We start from the raw sequence: 16,013 nt of genomic DNA, 5'->3' as shown, positions 1-16,013 counted from the left end.
TCACATCGGATATTAATCTGATTCTAATTGGCGTCAATGCACGCAAATGGGCGCTCAATCCGCGCTGCGTTTCGGCTTGCAGCCGGACGGGCGTCCGAGGGCTAGTGATGCCCATCACCCTTTTCAGGCCGTTTGATTGCTTGCCTAAGGGCGCAATGGCGTGGTTTTCGGCCAGAATCATTCTATGGCCTATAGGCTGTCCATCTGTGCGGCAGAATGTACAACCTATATCAATGCGACCTATATTATCACCATTATGATGACAATATAGGTCGCATCGCTTCGATATGGGCGCGGCTCAACTGCCAGCCCCATGATTGTTTGAGGAAAAATTCACGTTTTGAGAATGACCTATTCCAGATAATGCGCGCGCAAGGTCGCGATATCGGCGGTGGTGACGCCTGCTTCCTTTGCCAGATAGGCATCGACCGAACCCCATTTGGTTTCGATCTCTTCAAATGCGTCGGTCAGATATGCCTTGTGATCGGCGCTATACAGCGGCTTGGGCTGGGCAGCTGCGGGGTCTTGCTGATATTTGGCGAAGAACAAAGCGACCGGATTATTGGCATGCGCCACTAAGTCAATTTTCGGCATCTCATTTGCCGGACGGCGATAGCTGGTCGACAAATGATAATCCTGAAGGATCGTCTCGCGCGGAACGCCCAAGGCGCTCAAAATCATCGCGGTGGCAAAGCCGGTGCGATCCTGTCCGGCGGAGCAATTATAGGCGAGCGGCGCATCGGCGCGGGCGAGCAATTTGCCAAACAACAGGCGCATTTGCGGGGCGAGCAGGGTCGGGAAATTGCGATAGATCGCGCCACCATTCTGGATCTGGGTGCTGTTGCTCTGGCTGCCGTTGATCGCGGCCATTGAATAGCCGATGGCGCTATAGGGAATACCGTCCAGCCGGGTTGGCGCAATGACGCGTTCTTCGCTGGACCGCAGATCGACCAGATTACGCAGGCCAAGGGCGCGGACTTCTTGCACATCGGCATCGGTCAGCAACGGCGTGCCGCCAGAGCGATAGATCATCCCCCAGCGCACATGCTTGTTATCCGCGCCTGCATAGCCGCCGATGTCGCGGAAATTTGAGCCTTTTTCCAATGGAACCAATCGTTCCGCGACCCGGACGACGCCGCCATCCCGCACATCGCGCAGCAGGAAATAGCGGCGGCTGGTATCGAGCGCCACAACATGACGCCCGTCCTTGTCTTTCCCGGAAATGAGCGTCGCCGATGCAATATCGGCATCCGCCCGATCCGCCATGAAGACATCGACCGCATCCTTGTCGGTCCAGCTGATGGTCACATTGCTGCGATCATCACGGCTGACAACGGCATCGCCGATGGTGCCTGCCTGCGCTGCCGGGACATTGGCAAGGCTGGCGAGGCATAAGGCGAGGAGGAGGTGCTGCTGCTTCATGGCGGTACTTTCTATGTTACGTGCGGGCGGTTGAGGGTGGTCGCGTCAGAAACGGATGGTCGCGTCCACGCCATAGGTGCGGGGTTCATTGAAGATGCCGACCTGCCCTGCCACGGTGGCACCGCTGCGATAGCCGGTGCTGTTGAGCAGGAAGGTGTGTTCTTCGTCGAACATGTTCCGGCTCCACAATGACAATTGGAGATTGGTGCTGTTGGTCAGGTCGATATCGCCGATGGAGATGCGGCCATTGACGATGAACGACTTGTCCGTCTTTACCGGGTCATTCGACAGGGCGTGATAGCCCGTCGCGCCATTGGCGTCGAGATGCATCCGGAATGTGCCAAAGCCAAGCGGCTGTTCAAAGTCGAGCGACGTGCTGAACGCATGCTTTGGGGTATAGACCAGATAAATCTGCTCCGGCGTCGGGACGGCGGCGAACGGGTTGGTCACTTTCGGCAGCTTGGAATCGGTATAAGCATAACTGGCCGACAGCGTCACGCCGGGCAGGGGGTTGAGGCTGGCATCAACTTCGATCCCCTTGATCTTGGCGGTCGTCGGGGTGTTGACCGTTTCGATGGTGGTGCGATTGCTGCCCACGAGCGTGGCGTTGAAATCGACCTGCATGTTTTTGTAGCGGGTTTCATAGGCCGCCAGATTGATCCGGGCGTGATCATCGAAAAATTCGGTTTTCAGGCCGGCTTCGATCGTCTGCACCTTTTCCGGGTCGAAGGCGCGATAGGTCAGCGAACGCGAATTCGCGCCGCCTGCACGATAGGCCTGACCCCATTTCGCATAGGCATGGATGTCATCCGTTGCGTCGAAGGCGAGGGTGAACGCCGGATCGACGCGCGACGAGGAGAAGCTGAACGGCACAACGCCCTCGCCAATCACGGGCCGGATCGGCAGTGCGCCGCTGACCTGCAGCAACACACCGCTCTTCTTGTCATGGGTATAGCGTGCGCCAACGGTCAGATGCAGGGCATCGTTCAATACGGGCGGTGTCCATGTCGCCTGACCAAAGGCGGCAAAGGACTTGGCCTTGGCGGTGCTCAGGCGATCCGGAAAAGCAGTCGCCGCGCCAGCCGACAGCGAGGGCAGGACGCTATAGCCGGTGTTCGGATCGGCATTCCATTTCAGCGTATCCGGCGCCCATGCTGAATCCTCGCCTTTTTCATGATAATAATAAAGGCCGGCGACATAGGTCAGCTGCGGCAGGGAACCGAGCAGCTGAAGTTCCTGACTATATTGTTCCTGCGCCAGATCCGCGAGGCTGTACCGGCTGAACGTCTTGCCGCCGACGGCGGGCTTGCTGTGCGCCCCTGCGCCATTGTCCCATTGCGACTGGGTCAGCTTGCGATAGGACGAGATCGAGCGCACTTCCAACGATTCAAGCGGGTTCCAGTCGAGTTGCAGCATATGCCCATGGGTCTTGCCGATGCTTTCCTGCTGCAACGTGCCGATATCGGCGATTTTGGTGCGGGTAGGCTGGACCTGCGCCAGGGTCGACCCCGTGCTGAAGCCCGGTTTCAGGGACAATAGCTGCACATAATATGGCGTCGTCGCATCATAAGAGATGTCAAAGCCATAGTCCGCGCTGAAATTATCAGTCGGCTCCCACAGGGCGCGCACGTGCAGACCGCGACGATCATAGCTGTTGAAATCGTCTTCGCCCGCCATCGGGTTGTTGATGGTGCCATCGCGCTTGGTCACGATGCCGTCGAACTTCAGGCTGAGATTGGCGAATTTCGGCAGGTCGATATGGGTTTCGGAGGTGTAGCCATCATAATTGCGCAGGCCGACCGTCTGCCGGAACTTCAATTCGCCCGATGGCTTGCGCGTCACGATGCTGACCGCGCCGCCGGTCGCATTGCGGCCAAACAAGGTGCCTTGCGGCCCTTTCAAGACTTCGATGCGCTCAATGTCATATAATGCGGCGCCCAGACCCTGCGAACGACCAAGATAGACGCCGTCGATATAGACACCGACGCCGGAATCACGGCTTGGCTGGTTGGCGTCGAATGGCACGATGCCGCGAATGCCGACCGTGATGGCTGAACTGCGCGAATAAAAAGGCGCAATACGCAGCGATGGGATCGCGCCATCGGCGAGATCGGCGATGCTCTGGACGCTACGGTTCTGCAAATCGACTGCGCCCACCACCGACATGGCGATTGGCGTCTTTTGCAAATTGCTTTCCTGCTTTTGCGCCGTCACCGTGATTTCAACGAGACCCCCGGCCTCTGCCGTTTCCATGGCTGTCTCGGCATGTGCGTTGGCGGATGCAAGTGCGACAGCGAGCGCCAGCATGGCGGCAGTGTTGCGGAGCGTGGGCGTGTTGGAACGAAGCATGATGATTAAATTTCCCCATTTGATTGGCGGGGCTGTGGCTATCGGCGCTTGATGACGCATTGATGATAAAACCAAGTCTGATTTATTGCCGCCAGACGACAATTTTGTTGCAATGCACAAATGAGGGGCCGGTCAGGTGCAAAGTTCAAGGATTGACCGAAAACTGTCATTTTCCTGCAATCACTGCGTCACACATAACTGCGAGGGCATCATGGCGTAGCTGGTAATTGCACATGAGAGGGGGACTGATGTCCGATACGCGTTTGCGGCCGCCTGCTATGGCCTTTGGGCGGGAACCAGACTGGTTCAACGAACCTGAACCACGTAGTTTCAAACCGAAGCTGAAATTCCGGACGGTCTGGATTTCGGACACGCATCTCGGCACCAGCGGGTGCAATGCGGCGATGCTGAATGATTTTCTGGCCTCTATCGAATGCGAGACGCTGTATCTTGTCGGCGACATCATCGACGGCTGGCGGCTGAAAAAGGGCTGGTACTGGCCTACGCCGCATAATGATGTGATCCGCCGCATTTTGAAGCTGGCGCGCAAAGGGACGCGGGTCGTTTATATTCCCGGCAATCATGATGAGATGTTCCGCGACTATATCGGCATGACCTTTGGCGGCGTCGAATTATTGGACGAGGCCATTCATGAAACCGCCGATGGGCGGTTGCTGCTGGTCACTCATGGCGACATGTTCGACGGGGTCGTGCTCTATGCGCGTTGGCTCGCCTTTCTTGGCGATCAGGCCTATTCGATGCTGCTGAGTTTCAACCGCCTGTTCAATGCGGTGCGGCGCCGGTTGAAAATGCCTTATTGGTCCTTGTCGTCGCATCTGAAAAAGAAGGTCAAGAACGCGGTGCAATATATTTGCGCGTTCGAGGATGTCGTCGCGCGCGAAGCTGAACATCGCCATGTCGACGGGGTCGTGTGCGGTCATATTCATAGCGCGGAAATTCGCCAGTTCGGCGATGTGACCTATTATAATGACGGTGATTGGGTCGAAAGCTGCACGGCCTTGGTTGAAGATTTCCAAGGCGACATCACGATCCTCGATTGGGCGGCGCATGTCCGTAATCGGGCCAATAAGTCCGCTGAAAGGCAGTTCGCATGAAGATCGTGATCGCCACCGATGCGTGGTTGCCGCAGGTCAATGGCGTGGTGCGGACGCTGACTGAAACGATTGATCGTCTCCGTCAGCGCGGCCATGACGTGCAGGTGATTTCGCCGGACCAGTTCCGGACGATGCCCTGCCCTGGCTATGGCGAGATCAGGCTGGCGATTGCGCCGCGTTTCGGGGTACGCAGGCAATTGCATGCGTATCAGCCGGACATTGTGCATATCGCCACTGAAGGCCCGATCGGTTGGAGCGCGCGGGGTTGGTGCCTGTCGCATGGCGTGCAGTTCACCACCGCATTTCATACGCGTTTTCCGGATTATGCGGCGCTGCGCACCGGGCTGTCGCCTGATCGGTTTTGGCCATTGATGCGCCGCTTTCATGCCCCGGCGGGGGCCGTGCTGGCGGCTACAACGAGTCTGAGAGACGAACTGGCGGGCCGGGGGATCGCGCATACCCATTTGTGGTCACGCGGGATCGACCTTGACCTGTTTCGCCCGGATGCCGCACCGCATCCCCGCCTAGCCCAATTGCCGGGGCCGATCCTGTTGTCGGTCGGACGCGTGGCGATAGAGAAGAATTTGCAGGCCTTTCTCGAATGCGATGCGCCCGGCACCAAGGTCGTGGTCGGCGATGGTCCGGCCTTGGCGATGTTGCAGCGGCGTTACTCTGAAGCGGTATTTACCGGCGCGATGAAGGGGGCGGAACTGGCGAGCGCCTATGCCGCAGCTGATGTGTTTGTCTTCCCGAGCCGGACCGACACGTTCGGGCTGGTGATGATCGAGGCTTTGGCCTGTGGGGTACCGGTGGCGGGCTATCGCGTGCCGGGGCCGCTTGATGTGGTGGGCAAAAATGGCTGTGGGCCATTCGATACGTTGGCGCGGCCCATTGGCGCGGTGGACGATGAACTGTCAAAGGCGATTGGCAAGGCGCTCACATTGCGGCGCGACGATGCTGCACATTATGGCCGGAGCTTTGATTGGGATCGCAGCACGGACCAGTTTTTTGCAGCGCTCGAATGGGCCTTGGGTCAGGCACGCCAGCATGCGGCCTAAATGACATAAGGTGTGACGATCCGGCTTGTCGCGCTGTTGGTGTTTTTGCGTATAGAGATCAGACTATTGGTCGCGGATGAAGATTCGGGGGTGCGCCTGCGCTGCCGCCGAATGTGATTTGGAGCCACTATATGTCTCTCATCTCGAAATTTCTCCATAAGGTCATTCGTCAGGGCGTGCTGACCATCGTCTATCCCGATGGCACGCAGGAACAATTTGGCACGCACAAGGCCGACTGGCCGGAAGCCATGTTACGTTTCCACCATCGCCGCGCCTATGCCGGGATCTTGAGGGACCCGGCCTTGGGGCTGGCAGAAGCCTATATGAATGGCGATGTCAGCATCGATCATGACCGCGTGCTGGATGTTATTTCGCTCTATCGCCGCAATACGCCTTGGGAGGCGCGTGGGGGGACTGCGCCGTCAACGGTCAAGCGGCTGATGACGACCATGCGCCGCAAGCTGCAACAGGGCAATGATCCCTCAAAGTCCAAGGCTAATGTCGCCCATCATTATGATCTGTCGAATGATTTTTACCGGCTCTGGCTTGATCCGGATATGCAATATAGCTGCGCCTATTGGCCGGATGCGACGCTGCAACCCAATGGATCGCCGGGCTCAGCATGGACGCTGGAGGCGGCGCAGATCGCCAAAAAGGCGCATATTGCGGCCAAGCTTGATCTGAAGCCCGGTCAGCGCGTGTTGGAGATTGGCTGTGGCTGGGGCGGCATGGCCTTATATCTTAACCGGGTGGCGGATGTGGATGTGCTCGGCATCACCTTGAGCGAGGAGCAATTGAAGCTGGCGCGGGCGCGGGCGGACGAGGCCGGGGTATCAGATCGGGTCAAGTTTGAACTGATTGATTATCGTGATCTGGCGGCGCGGGAGCCGGGGCAATTCGACCGGATCGTATCGGTCGGCATGTTCGAACATGTCGGGGTGCCGCAGTTCAAGACGTTTTTCCGCTGCGCCGCCAATTTAATGAACGCGCAAGGGGTGATGCTGCTCCATACGATAGGCCGGATGGGCGGGCCGGGCCTGACCGACGCCTTTACCCGCAAATATATCTTCCCCGGCGGTTATATTCCAGCGCTGAGCGAAACCTTGGCGGCGAGCGAACCCTTTCGATTGATCGCGGCGGATGTCGAAAATCTGCGGCTGCATTATGGGTTGACCCTGTGGCATTGGTATCAACGCGTTGAAGCGCAAAAGGCGCAGATCGTCGCCATGTATGATGAAAAATTTTACCGATTATGGTTATTCTATCTCGCCGGGGCGATGACGTCATTTGAGGCGGGGTCGATGTGCAATTACCAGATTCAATATGTGCGTGACCGCCGCGCCTTGCCGATGACGCGCGATTATATCGCGGCGCGCGAGGCGGCCTATATGCAGATCGACGGGCTGGGGGATCATCATGAAGCGGGATGAATTGCTGGATTTCGTGCGGGCGGCGCTGGCCGCAGGGGAAAGCCGGGCGCGCATCGCCTCGGCCTTGCAGCAGGCGGGCTGGGATGAGGGCGAGGTGCGGGTGGCGCTCGACAGCTTTGCCGAGGTGGACTTCGCGATCCCGGTACCGCGGCCCTTGTCGCGGCCATCGGCCCGGGAATCCTTTTTATATCTGTTGCTGTTTTCCGCCTTTTACATGGTCGCGATTGCCTTGGGGCGGATCTTGTATCAGCTGATCGACCTTGCTCTGCCCGATCCGCAGGCCAGCCGCTATATGGCGCAGGGAATTGAGGAAGGTCTGCGCTGGGGCGCGGCGATGCTGGTCGTTTTCCTGCCCGTCTATCTGATGATCGACCGCAAGATCGAAGGGCTGAAACGCACCGATCCCGCGCATGGGCGATCGGGCGTGCGGCGCTGGCTGACATCGCTGACCCTTTATGTGGCGGCGCTGATCTTGCTCTCGGATGCGGGCTTTCTGCTCTATGCCCTATTGAACGGCGAACTGGTGTTGCGGGTCTTGTTGAAGGGGCTGGTGATTGGCGGCATCGCGGCCTTTGCCCTGACGCGCTATCTTGGCGAGATGCGGGCCGATGAGACTGCCGAGGGTGCGGGGGCAATAAGGCAATGAAGGTGCGGGGCTGGACGACGGCGGCGTTCGCGCTGGTTGCAGGATTGGCGGTAGTGGCGGCGTTGATGCATGTCGATAGCCCATGGCAAGAACGCCGTCAGCGCGTCGATCAGGCGCGTGAGCAGGATTTGCAGCAGATCGATGCGGCGATCCTGAGCTATCACGGTAATCACGATGCGGTGCCGGCCTCGCTCGATGAACTGAGCCGCTACACCCATATTTCATATCCGCGCGACCCGGAAACGAATGCGTCTTATCGTTATGAGGTGGTGGGCCGGTCGAGCTATCGACTGTGTTCGACCTTTTATGACGCGGGCACAGCATCGCCGCAAGATTATGGCGCCGCCGCCTTTGCCACCCATCTGGCGGGGGACTATTGCTTTGCATTGGTCGCGCCGCCACGGGTTGCACCACGGGCTGCGGGGTGAGACGGCAATATTGGCTTGCCTGCCGGTATAAATCGGCCTGATAGTGTCACCTGTGCGTTATAGTTTGTGTTGCTGTTCACCATCAGGGAAGGGCCGGGACTATCCCATCAGACGCGCAGGACATTGATGCCAGCACAGGCCATCCGCTGCCCCCGATATTATACCGGGTGGAAGGGCTGACCAAAATCTATGGCGCGGGTGTAAGTGCGGTGCAGGCGCTGCGCGGGGTCGATCTGGAGATCAGATCGGGCGAATTGATCGTGCTGCTTGGCCCGTCTGGATCGGGCAAATCGACGATCCTCAATATTCTCGGCGGGCTGGATGAACCGACGGCGGGCCATGTCTGGTTCGAGGGGCAGGATCTGACCGCGCTCGATGGATCGGCGCTGACGGAATATCGCCGCCAGCATGTGGGGTTCGTGTTTCAATTCTATAATCTCGTCGCGTCATTGACCGCGCGGGAGAATGTGGCGCTGATCACCGACATCGCCGATGACGCCATGATGCCGCAAGAGGCGCTCGCGATGGTCGGGTTGACGGACCGGCTCGATCATTTTCCGGCGCAATTATCTGGTGGCGAACAGCAGCGCGTGGCCATTGCCCGCGCCATTGCCAAGCGTCCGCGCGTCTTGTTTTGCGATGAGCCGACCGGCGCGCTGGATAGCCAGACCGGGATCATGGTGCTGGAGGCAATCCAGCGGATCAATCGCGAGCTTGGTACGACGACATTGATCATCACCCATAATGCGGTGATCGCGGGCATTGCCGATGTCGTCTGGCAATTTGCCGATGGCATGCTGGCCCAAAGCACGCGCAACCCGGTGCGGGTGGCGGCGTCCGAGTTGCGCTGGTGACAATTGCGATGCGCCTGGGCTGGTTGCCGGTGCTGGATCGGAAATTATTGCGCGAATTATGGCGGCTGCGCGGGCCTGCGTTGGCGATTGCCTTGGTCATCGCGGCGGGCGTGGGCATGGTGATGATGTCGGTCGGGATGATGCGTTCGCTGGAGGCGACACGCGATGCTTATTATGATCGCTATCGCTTTGCCGATGTCTTTGCCCCGGCCAAGCGCGTGCCGGTGGCGTTGCTGCCGGAACTCGCGCATCTGCCGGGAGTGAGGACATCGGAAGGGCGGATCACCATGTCGGCCCTCATTGACCTGCCTTATGTATTCGATCCGATCAATGCACGGCTGCATTCCCTGCCCGCCAAGGGCCGCCCGCATATCAATGATCTGGTGTTGCGGGCGGGGCGCTGGCCGGACCCGGCGCGGCCTGATGAGCTGCTGGCGAATGAAGCTTTTTTAAAGGCGGCGAAGCTCGGGCTGGGGGATGAAATCACCGTCATCCTGAACGGCAAGCGTCGTGCGTTTCGCATTGTCGGCGCAGTGCTGTCGCCCGAATATGTCTATGCCATTCCGCCCGGCCAGATTTTTCCCGACAATGCGCGCTTTGGCGTGTTGTGGCTGCATGAAGAGGTGCTGGCCGGGGCATTTGACCTGCGTCAGGCGTTTAACGAACTGTTGGTGCGGGTCGATCCCGGCACCAATGTCGTGGATGTGATCCGGCGGATCGACGATCGCTTGCAGCCCTTTGGCGGGATTGGCGGCTATGCGCGCGACCAGCAGATTTCCGACCGTTTCGTGACCAATGAGCTGAATGAACTGCGCAACATGACGCGCATCCTACCGCCGGTATTTTTGCTGGTGGCGGCGTTTCTCACCCATCTCGTGTTGAGCCGGTTGATCGATACCGAGCGCGAAGTCATCGGCTTGCTCAAGGCCTTTGGCTTTCGCAATCGCGTGATTATCGGCCATTATCTCAAGCTCGCTATTTTGCTGTCATTGGGCGGACTGATATTGGGGGCGACGCTGGGCATCTGGCTGGGGCGGGGGCTGGCGCGATTATATCAGCAGTTTTTCGTATTCCCGTTCCTGCAATTCCATGTCGATGCGGATCTGTTTCTGATGGCGTTGCTGGCGGCGTTGTTTCCGGTGCTGACGGGGTGTTTCATCGCGATCCGCCGGGCGGCAGCACTGACCCCGGCAGAGGCGATGAGCCCGCCATTGCCGACCAATTATGGCGGGCGGCTGACCGGCGCATTGACGCAATTTCGGTCGCTCGATCAATTGACGCGGATCATTCTGCGCGGGCTGGCGCGGCGGCCCGTCCGTACCTTGTTGACGGCGATCGGGATCGGGGCGGCGCTCGCGCTCTATATTGCGTCGGCCAGTTCGCGGGACAATGTCGAGGAAATGATCCGCATCACCTTCAATCAGGCCGAGCGTGAGGACCTGCTCGTGACCTTTACCGAACCGCGCGGGCGCGATGCGTTGACGGCGCTCGCCCGCCTGCCCGGTATTCGTCGGGTGGAGCCGGTGCGCGCGGTGAGCGTCGTCCTGACCCATCAAGGCATCAGCCGACGTGAAGCGATCACCGCAACCGATACGGGGGCGGATCTCAGCCGGTTGATCGATATTGACGGGACGGTGATTGAGCCGCCGAAACAGGGCCTTGTCCTGTCGGCCTCGCTGGCGCGGCAATTACGGGTCGGGCGGGGCGATGCCGTCGAGATAGAGGTGACGCAGGGGCGGCGACCGCGCTGGCAATCTCATGTTGTGGCGGTGGTGGAGAGCGCCATCGGTTCGCCTGCCTATATGCGGCTGGATGAACTGGACCGGCGCATGATGGAGGGGCCGCGCATCTCCGGGGCGTTTCTCGCGATTGATACGGATGCGCGGACCGCCATCCTCAAGGCTCTGCGCGAAACGCCCGCCATTGCCGGGATTTCCGAGGTGGAGGCCAGCCGCCGCGCATTACGCAATACGATTGCCGAGACGATGGGCATCATCACCTTGTTCAACACTGGCTTTGCCGGGCTGATTGTCTTTGGCGTGATTTATAATCATGCGCGGGTCGCGCTGGCGGAACGGGCGCGCGATCTGGCGTCGTTGCGGGTATTGGGATTTCGCACCACGGAAGTGGCCTATCTGTTGATCGGCGAATTGATGTTGTTGACGCTGATCGCGTTGCCATTGGGGATCGCGATGGGGATAGGCTTGGCGCATTATATCGTGTCGGCCTTTGGCGGCGATTTGTTCACCATCCCATATGCGCTATCAATCGGCACGATGGCGCGGGCGGTATTGGTGGTGATGGCGGCGGCCGGGGCCACGGCCTATCTTGTCAGCAGGCGACTGGGTCAGCTTGATCTGGTGGCCGTGTTGAAGACGAGGGATTGAAGATGACGGCGACGACAGGCGGCAAGCGGCGCGGCGGACAATATACGATCCTGATCCTGATGATCGCGGTGATTGCGGGCGCGATTTATCTGGCGCTGCGCAAGCCTGTGTTGCTGGTGGATGCCGCCCCGGTGACGCGCGGGGCGATGGCCGTGACAATCGATGATGAGGGCGAGACGCGGGTGCATGATGTGTTCACCGTCGCTGCGCCCTTGAGTGGCCGGTTGTTGCGGATCACGCTCGAACCCGGCGATAAGGTATTGCGGGGTAAGACGGTCGTGGCGCGGATCGTCCCGGCGGTGCCGTCCTTTCTCGATCAACGCAGCGAGGCCGTGGGGCAGGCGCAGGAACGGGCGTCGCTCGCCAATGTCGCATCCAGCCGGGCGCGAGCGGCAGAGGCCCGCGCCGAACGCGCATTGGCGGATCGTGACCTGCGGCGGATACAGGCGTTGAACGAACAGGGCTTCACCACACAGGCCGCGTTGGATGCGGCGCGGATGCGCCATGATCGGGCCGAGGCGGCGCTGGTGGAAGCGAATAGCGCGGTGGTCGCCGCCCAGCATCAATTGACGGCGGCGCGCGCGGCCTTGGTGCCGCCGAGCGAGGGCGGGGAGGCTGGCGCTGGCGGCGTTGCCGTCATGGCGCCTGTCAGCGGCGATGTGTTGCGGGTGGTGCAAAAGAGCGAGACCTTTGTGCCGAGCGGCACAGCCTTGGTCGAGATTGGCGATCCCGAAAAATTGGAGGTCGTCACCGATTATCTGTCCAGCGATGCCGTCAATATCGCGATTGGCGCGGATGTGGATATTGACCGCTGGGGCGGCAACCGTCCGTTACGCGGCAAGGTACGGCGGATCGACCCCTCCGGCTTCATGAAGATTTCGGCGCTGGGGGTGGAAGAGCAACGGGTGAATGTCACCATCGATATTGTCGAGCCCTATGCGGTGTGGCAACGGCTGGGCCATGGCTTTCGCGTGATTACCAGAATTCGGGCGTGGAGCAGCGCCGATGCGTTGCGGGTGCCGGTGTCGGCTTTGTTCCGGCAACAGGGCAATGGCGCCGAGGGCAGTTGGGCAGTGTATGCGATCCGCAAGGGTCGGGCCGTGTTGACGATAGTGACGTTGGGGCGGGTCAATGACGAGGTTGCCGAAGTCCGCGCGGGCTTGCAGGCGGGCGACCGGGTGATCCTCCATCCCGGCGATACCCTCAGCGATGGGCGGCGGGTGCGGGAACGCACCTGAGAAACCACTGCGTCCCCTTTGGCCCACCACCTTTATTTCAGGCCTTGTCCGGGGTATTGATGTCCCCTCATGTATGAAGAGGTGGTCGCGGTGAGTTCGATGCGGGAAAAACTGGATGAATATCTCGCCACCCGGCGTGGCCGCGTTACGGGGCGCGAGCGCGATTTCTTCAACGCAGGCTGGGAAGCCGCGCGCAAGGCCTCATTCGATGCCTTGTCCGAACCATCATTGATCGAGATCGGCGCCAAGGCCGCGTTGCGCGATGAGCTTGGTCCCGACAAGGATGTGGAACAGGTCTGGCAATTGGAGGCGGCGATTTACATGCGTAATGCCCGGGCCTGTCTCATGGCGGTGATCCAGCGGGTGCGCGGTACCTGAACCGGGCTTCAGGCTTTTGCTTTCCCCGCCGCCGCCGCCGCCGCCGCCGCTTCCTTTGCCCGTTCCTCGGCCACCAGTTCTTTTTTCGATAATTTGCCGATCAGCGTTTTGGGCAGGGCGGTGCGAAATTCGAACTCGCGCGGCATTTCGATCTTTGACAGGCGCTGGGCGAGGAAGTCGTGCAATATTTCTGCGGTGATGTTGCTGCCCAGTCGGGTGGCGACGAACGCCTTGGGCGCTTGGCCGCGATAGCTGTCCGGCACGGCGATCACCACGGCCTCGGTCACATCGGGATGGTCGTATAAGGCGTCCTCGATGATGCGTGGATATACATTATAGCCGCTGCACAGGATCACATCCTTGATCCGGTCGACGAGGAACAGATAGTTATCCGCATCCATATAGCCGACATCGCCGGTGCGGAGCAGACCATCGATAAAGACTTCCGCCGTATCTTCCGGGCGGCCCCAATAGCCTTTCATCACCTGTGGTCCACGCACGCAGACTTCGCCGCGTTCGCCGGTGGCAAGCACGCGGTGCGGATCGGCAAGATCCCGGATTTCGATCACGGTGCCGCGTACGGGGGTGCCGCAGCTATTGTCCTTCACCACGCCCTGCGCCGGGTTGCAGGTGATGATCGGTGAGGCCTCGGACAGGCCATAGCCCTCGACCACCCGACAGCCGGTCAATTGTTCGAACCGCTGGCGCGTATCGAGCGGGAGCGGCGCACCACCCGATATGCAGAATTGGAGCGAACTGAAATCCATCGTCGCCTGTTCGCCCGCCTCGACAATCGCGCTGAAGATCGTCGGCACGGCGGGGAGCCATGTCGGCTGGGTGCGCTGGATCGTCTTGAGCAATTGCGGCAGCTCGAAACGCGGCAGCAGGACCATCTCCGCCCCGGTATCGACCGAGAAGTTCAATACGGTGGTGAGGGCAAAGACATGGAACAACGGCAATACGCCGAGCATCCGCTGCTGACGATCGGGGGGGCCGCCGATGTGCAGCACCATCTGGCGACTGTTGCCGGACAAATTGGCATGGCTCAGCATCGCCCCTTTGGGCGTGCCGGTCGTGCCGCCGGTATATTGCAGCACCGCGACATCGTCCGGGTCGACCAGCACCGGATGCGGTTCCCCCTGATTGTCGATCAGCTCGTCATAATCGATGTGCAGATCATCATGCGGAACCACCGCCCGGTCGGCGGATCGCAACAGCCGGAAACCGAGGGACTGCGTCCAGGGCAATATCCCCGACATCGGGCAGACGATGATCTTCTTGAGGCCGGTCGTTGCCGCCACCGCCAGTACCTTATCATGCACCATGCGCAGATCCGGCACGACCATGACGCTGGTGCCGCTGTCCTTGATCTGATGTTCCAGCTCGCGTTCGACATAGAGCGGGTTGAAATTGACGATGGTCGCGCCGATTTGCAGCGCCGCGAAATAGAAGATCACGAAGTAAGGCGTATTGGGCAGGCACAACCCCACCCGAGTGCCGGGACCGACGTTAATGTCCTGCAAGCCTTGGGCCGCGCATTGGACCAGTTCGCCCAGCCGGGCATAGCTCCATTTGCGTCCCAGAAAGTCAATCGCCGGTCGGTCGGGATAATGGGCGACGGCATGATCAAGCAGATCATTCAGTAGTCGGGCAGGGATATGCGTTTCATGGTCGCTCGGTCCCGTGACGCTCATCTCTCCGACTCCTTATCGCCAGCTATCAGGACGATTGATACTTGCCCTGCCGATACTCTGCCACGCGTCGGGCGCGGGGGCTAGCGCATCATCAATCGATATGTGGTGCGATGCGCATTTTCGCCAGTCCCAAAGCCTGCGAAAAGGTGATGGTGGTCACCGATATTATCGGATAGCCTCCCCTCACATATAGATAGCCCGGGGGAGCGGATCGATGAGGATCGAAGCGAAGCGGAAATTTCTTGTGTCCGGTAATGGCTGGAAGGCGTCGGTCGCCAAGGCGATCCATTTGCGTGACGGGCTGGTGATGCATGCGCCGGGGACCAAGCTACGGGTGCGGCGTGAACCGAACCGGGCGTTTCTCACCTATAAGGGGCCGCGATCCGCAGGGGCGCGGCGTGAGTTCAATTATGAAATCCCCTGCAATGATGCCGACATCCTGCTCAGCGATCACTGCGAGGGGGTATTAGTCGAACGGACTCGCCATATGCTCCACCATGATGGGCTGGTGTGGATGGTGGATGTGTATGAAGGTGCGCTGGAGGGGACAGTGACGGCGGAGGTCGAACTTGATTATCCCCATCAGGACATATCGCTGCCCGGCTGGGTCGGGGCGGAGGTGACGGGCAATCCCGAATATCTCCACGCGACCATGCTGAACGGGCGCTGATATTACGCCTTGGGCGCTGACGACTCATTCCCGGACAACAGCTGCTGGCAGGTAGTGGGGGTGAGTCTTGGGTGATTTTCCGATTCTATCGGCGTCTGATGGGTGGGGAATGATTGGATTCGGGGTGTTTTGGCGTGTTTTGGTTGTTGATGTGGTGGCGGTTGCGGTGTCGTGAAAAGTCGTGGAACATTTTATCTCATTGTTTTCGTGTAATTTTGTCAATTCTCGTCAAAAATATGCAACAAAGAGGTTGACCCGAATCGAGGGTGGTCTTAGAGGCCTGTTCACCGCAGCGACGGACTGCACGGAACGGCCCACGGATCGGCAACGAAACGACGGGAAAC

Annotated in this window: 13 protein-coding genes; 10 read left to right on the top strand and 3 right to left on the bottom strand. The window is 59.7% G+C overall.

From position 1 onward, the window contains the following. Positions 1-351: 351 nt before the first annotated feature. Both K6117_RS11500 and K6117_RS11495 read right to left on the bottom strand, forming a co-directional pair. Positions 352-1,422 carry a tyrosine-protein phosphatase gene (locus tag K6117_RS11500; RefSeq protein ID WP_221795162.1) on the bottom strand — a complete coding sequence of 357 codons (1,071 nt, stop codon included), beginning with the start codon at positions 1,420-1,422 and terminating at the stop codon, positions 352-354. A 45-nt stretch (positions 1,423-1,467) separates the two neighbouring features. After that, on the bottom strand, positions 1,468-3,771 hold the full coding sequence (locus K6117_RS11495) for a TonB-dependent receptor (protein ID WP_221795160.1): 2,304 nt from the start codon (positions 3,769-3,771) through the stop codon (positions 1,468-1,470). A gap of 278 nt (positions 3,772-4,049) precedes the next feature. Here K6117_RS11495 and K6117_RS11490 point away from each other — a divergent pair, with 278 nt between their 5' ends. The 9 genes from K6117_RS11490 (at position 4,050) to K6117_RS11450 (ending at position 13,305) form a co-directional block, all read left to right on the top strand. Next, positions 4,050-4,886 (top strand): UDP-2,3-diacylglucosamine diphosphatase, encoded by an 837-nt coding sequence (locus K6117_RS11490; RefSeq protein ID WP_425514715.1) that lies wholly within the window; start codon positions 4,050-4,052, stop codon positions 4,884-4,886. Continuing rightward, entirely contained in the window at positions 4,883-5,944 is a 1,062-nt protein-coding gene (locus K6117_RS11485; protein ID WP_221795156.1) for a glycosyltransferase family 4 protein, read from the top strand. Before K6117_RS11490 ends, K6117_RS11485 begins: the two co-directional genes overlap by 4 nt. Before the next feature lie 131 nt (positions 5,945-6,075). After that, positions 6,076-7,374, top strand: a complete 1,299-nt coding sequence (locus K6117_RS11480) for an SAM-dependent methyltransferase (protein WP_221795154.1) — start codon at positions 6,076-6,078, stop codon at positions 7,372-7,374. After that, positions 7,361-8,020: a DUF5671 domain-containing protein gene (locus K6117_RS11475; RefSeq protein ID WP_221795151.1), complete on the top strand. Its 660-nt coding sequence runs from the start codon at positions 7,361-7,363 to the stop codon at positions 8,018-8,020. The genes K6117_RS11480 and K6117_RS11475 overlap by 14 nt, the downstream gene beginning before the upstream one ends. Continuing rightward, positions 8,017-8,448, top strand: a complete 432-nt coding sequence (locus tag K6117_RS11470) for a hypothetical protein (protein ID WP_221795149.1) — start codon at positions 8,017-8,019, stop codon at positions 8,446-8,448. The genes K6117_RS11475 and K6117_RS11470 overlap by 4 nt, the downstream gene beginning before the upstream one ends. 167 nt (positions 8,449-8,615) lie before the next feature. Continuing rightward, positions 8,616-9,302 carry an ABC transporter ATP-binding protein gene (locus K6117_RS11465; protein WP_343211779.1) on the top strand — a complete coding sequence of 229 codons (687 nt, stop codon included), beginning with the start codon at positions 8,616-8,618 and terminating at the stop codon, positions 9,300-9,302. An 8-nt stretch (positions 9,303-9,310) separates the two neighbouring features. Next, positions 9,311-11,689, top strand: coding sequence for an ABC transporter permease (locus K6117_RS11460; protein ID WP_221795147.1), 2,379 nt, complete (start codon positions 9,311-9,313; stop codon positions 11,687-11,689). Positions 11,690-11,691: 2 nt separating this feature from the next. Next, a complete protein-coding gene (locus K6117_RS11455; RefSeq protein WP_221795145.1) occupies positions 11,692-12,927 on the top strand; it encodes an efflux RND transporter periplasmic adaptor subunit in 1,236 nt (411 codons plus the stop codon). Between the two features lie 69 nt (positions 12,928-12,996). Then, a complete protein-coding gene (locus tag K6117_RS11450) occupies positions 12,997-13,305 on the top strand; it encodes a hypothetical protein (protein ID WP_221795143.1) in 309 nt (102 codons plus the stop codon). Between the two features lie 8 nt (positions 13,306-13,313). Here the strand turns inward: K6117_RS11450 and K6117_RS11445 are convergent, their stop codons facing one another. Next, the gene (locus K6117_RS11445; protein WP_221795141.1) at positions 13,314-14,999 is read right to left on the bottom strand and encodes a long-chain-fatty-acid--CoA ligase; all 1,686 of its coding nucleotides are present in this window, start codon (positions 14,997-14,999) and stop codon (positions 13,314-13,316) included. Positions 15,000-15,213: 214 nt separating this feature from the next. Between K6117_RS11445 and K6117_RS11440 the strand changes: the two genes are divergently transcribed. Continuing rightward, the gene (locus K6117_RS11440; RefSeq protein WP_221795139.1) at positions 15,214-15,669 is read left to right on the top strand and encodes a CYTH domain-containing protein; all 456 of its coding nucleotides are present in this window, start codon (positions 15,214-15,216) and stop codon (positions 15,667-15,669) included. Positions 15,670-16,013: the final 344 nt, after the last annotated feature.

The organism is Alteraquisediminimonas sediminicola (assembly GCF_019740335.1).
Taxonomy (GTDB): domain Bacteria; phylum Pseudomonadota; class Alphaproteobacteria; order Sphingomonadales; family Sphingomonadaceae; genus Alteraquisediminimonas; species Alteraquisediminimonas sediminicola.
Note: the sequence above shows the minus strand (reverse complement) of the source record. Positions and strands in the feature narration are given on the sequence as shown.

Excerpts from the sequence above, each read along its gene's own strand:
- K6117_RS11500 (WP_221795162.1), bottom strand. The coding sequence starts at position 1,422 with ATGAAGCAGCAGCACCTCCTCCTCGCCTTATGCCTCGCCAGCCTTGCC.
- K6117_RS11495 (WP_221795160.1), bottom strand. The coding sequence starts at position 3,771 with ATGCTTCGTTCCAACACGCCCACGCTCCGCAACACTGCCGCCATGCTG.
- K6117_RS11490 (WP_425514715.1), top strand. The coding sequence starts at position 4,050 with ATGGCCTTTGGGCGGGAACCAGACTGGTTCAACGAACCTGAACCACGT.
- K6117_RS11485 (WP_221795156.1), top strand. The coding sequence starts at position 4,883 with ATGAAGATCGTGATCGCCACCGATGCGTGGTTGCCGCAGGTCAATGGC.
- K6117_RS11480 (WP_221795154.1), top strand. The coding sequence starts at position 6,076 with ATGTCTCTCATCTCGAAATTTCTCCATAAGGTCATTCGTCAGGGCGTG.
- K6117_RS11475 (WP_221795151.1), top strand. The coding sequence starts at position 7,361 with ATGAAGCGGGATGAATTGCTGGATTTCGTGCGGGCGGCGCTGGCCGCA.
- K6117_RS11470 (WP_221795149.1), top strand. The coding sequence starts at position 8,017 with ATGAAGGTGCGGGGCTGGACGACGGCGGCGTTCGCGCTGGTTGCAGGA.
- K6117_RS11460 (WP_221795147.1), top strand. The coding sequence starts at position 9,311 with ATGCGCCTGGGCTGGTTGCCGGTGCTGGATCGGAAATTATTGCGCGAA.
- K6117_RS11455 (WP_221795145.1), top strand. The coding sequence starts at position 11,692 with ATGACGGCGACGACAGGCGGCAAGCGGCGCGGCGGACAATATACGATC.
- K6117_RS11450 (WP_221795143.1), top strand. The coding sequence starts at position 12,997 with ATGTATGAAGAGGTGGTCGCGGTGAGTTCGATGCGGGAAAAACTGGAT.
- K6117_RS11445 (WP_221795141.1), bottom strand. The coding sequence starts at position 14,999 with ATGAGCGTCACGGGACCGAGCGACCATGAAACGCATATCCCTGCCCGA.
- K6117_RS11440 (WP_221795139.1), top strand. The coding sequence starts at position 15,214 with ATGAGGATCGAAGCGAAGCGGAAATTTCTTGTGTCCGGTAATGGCTGG.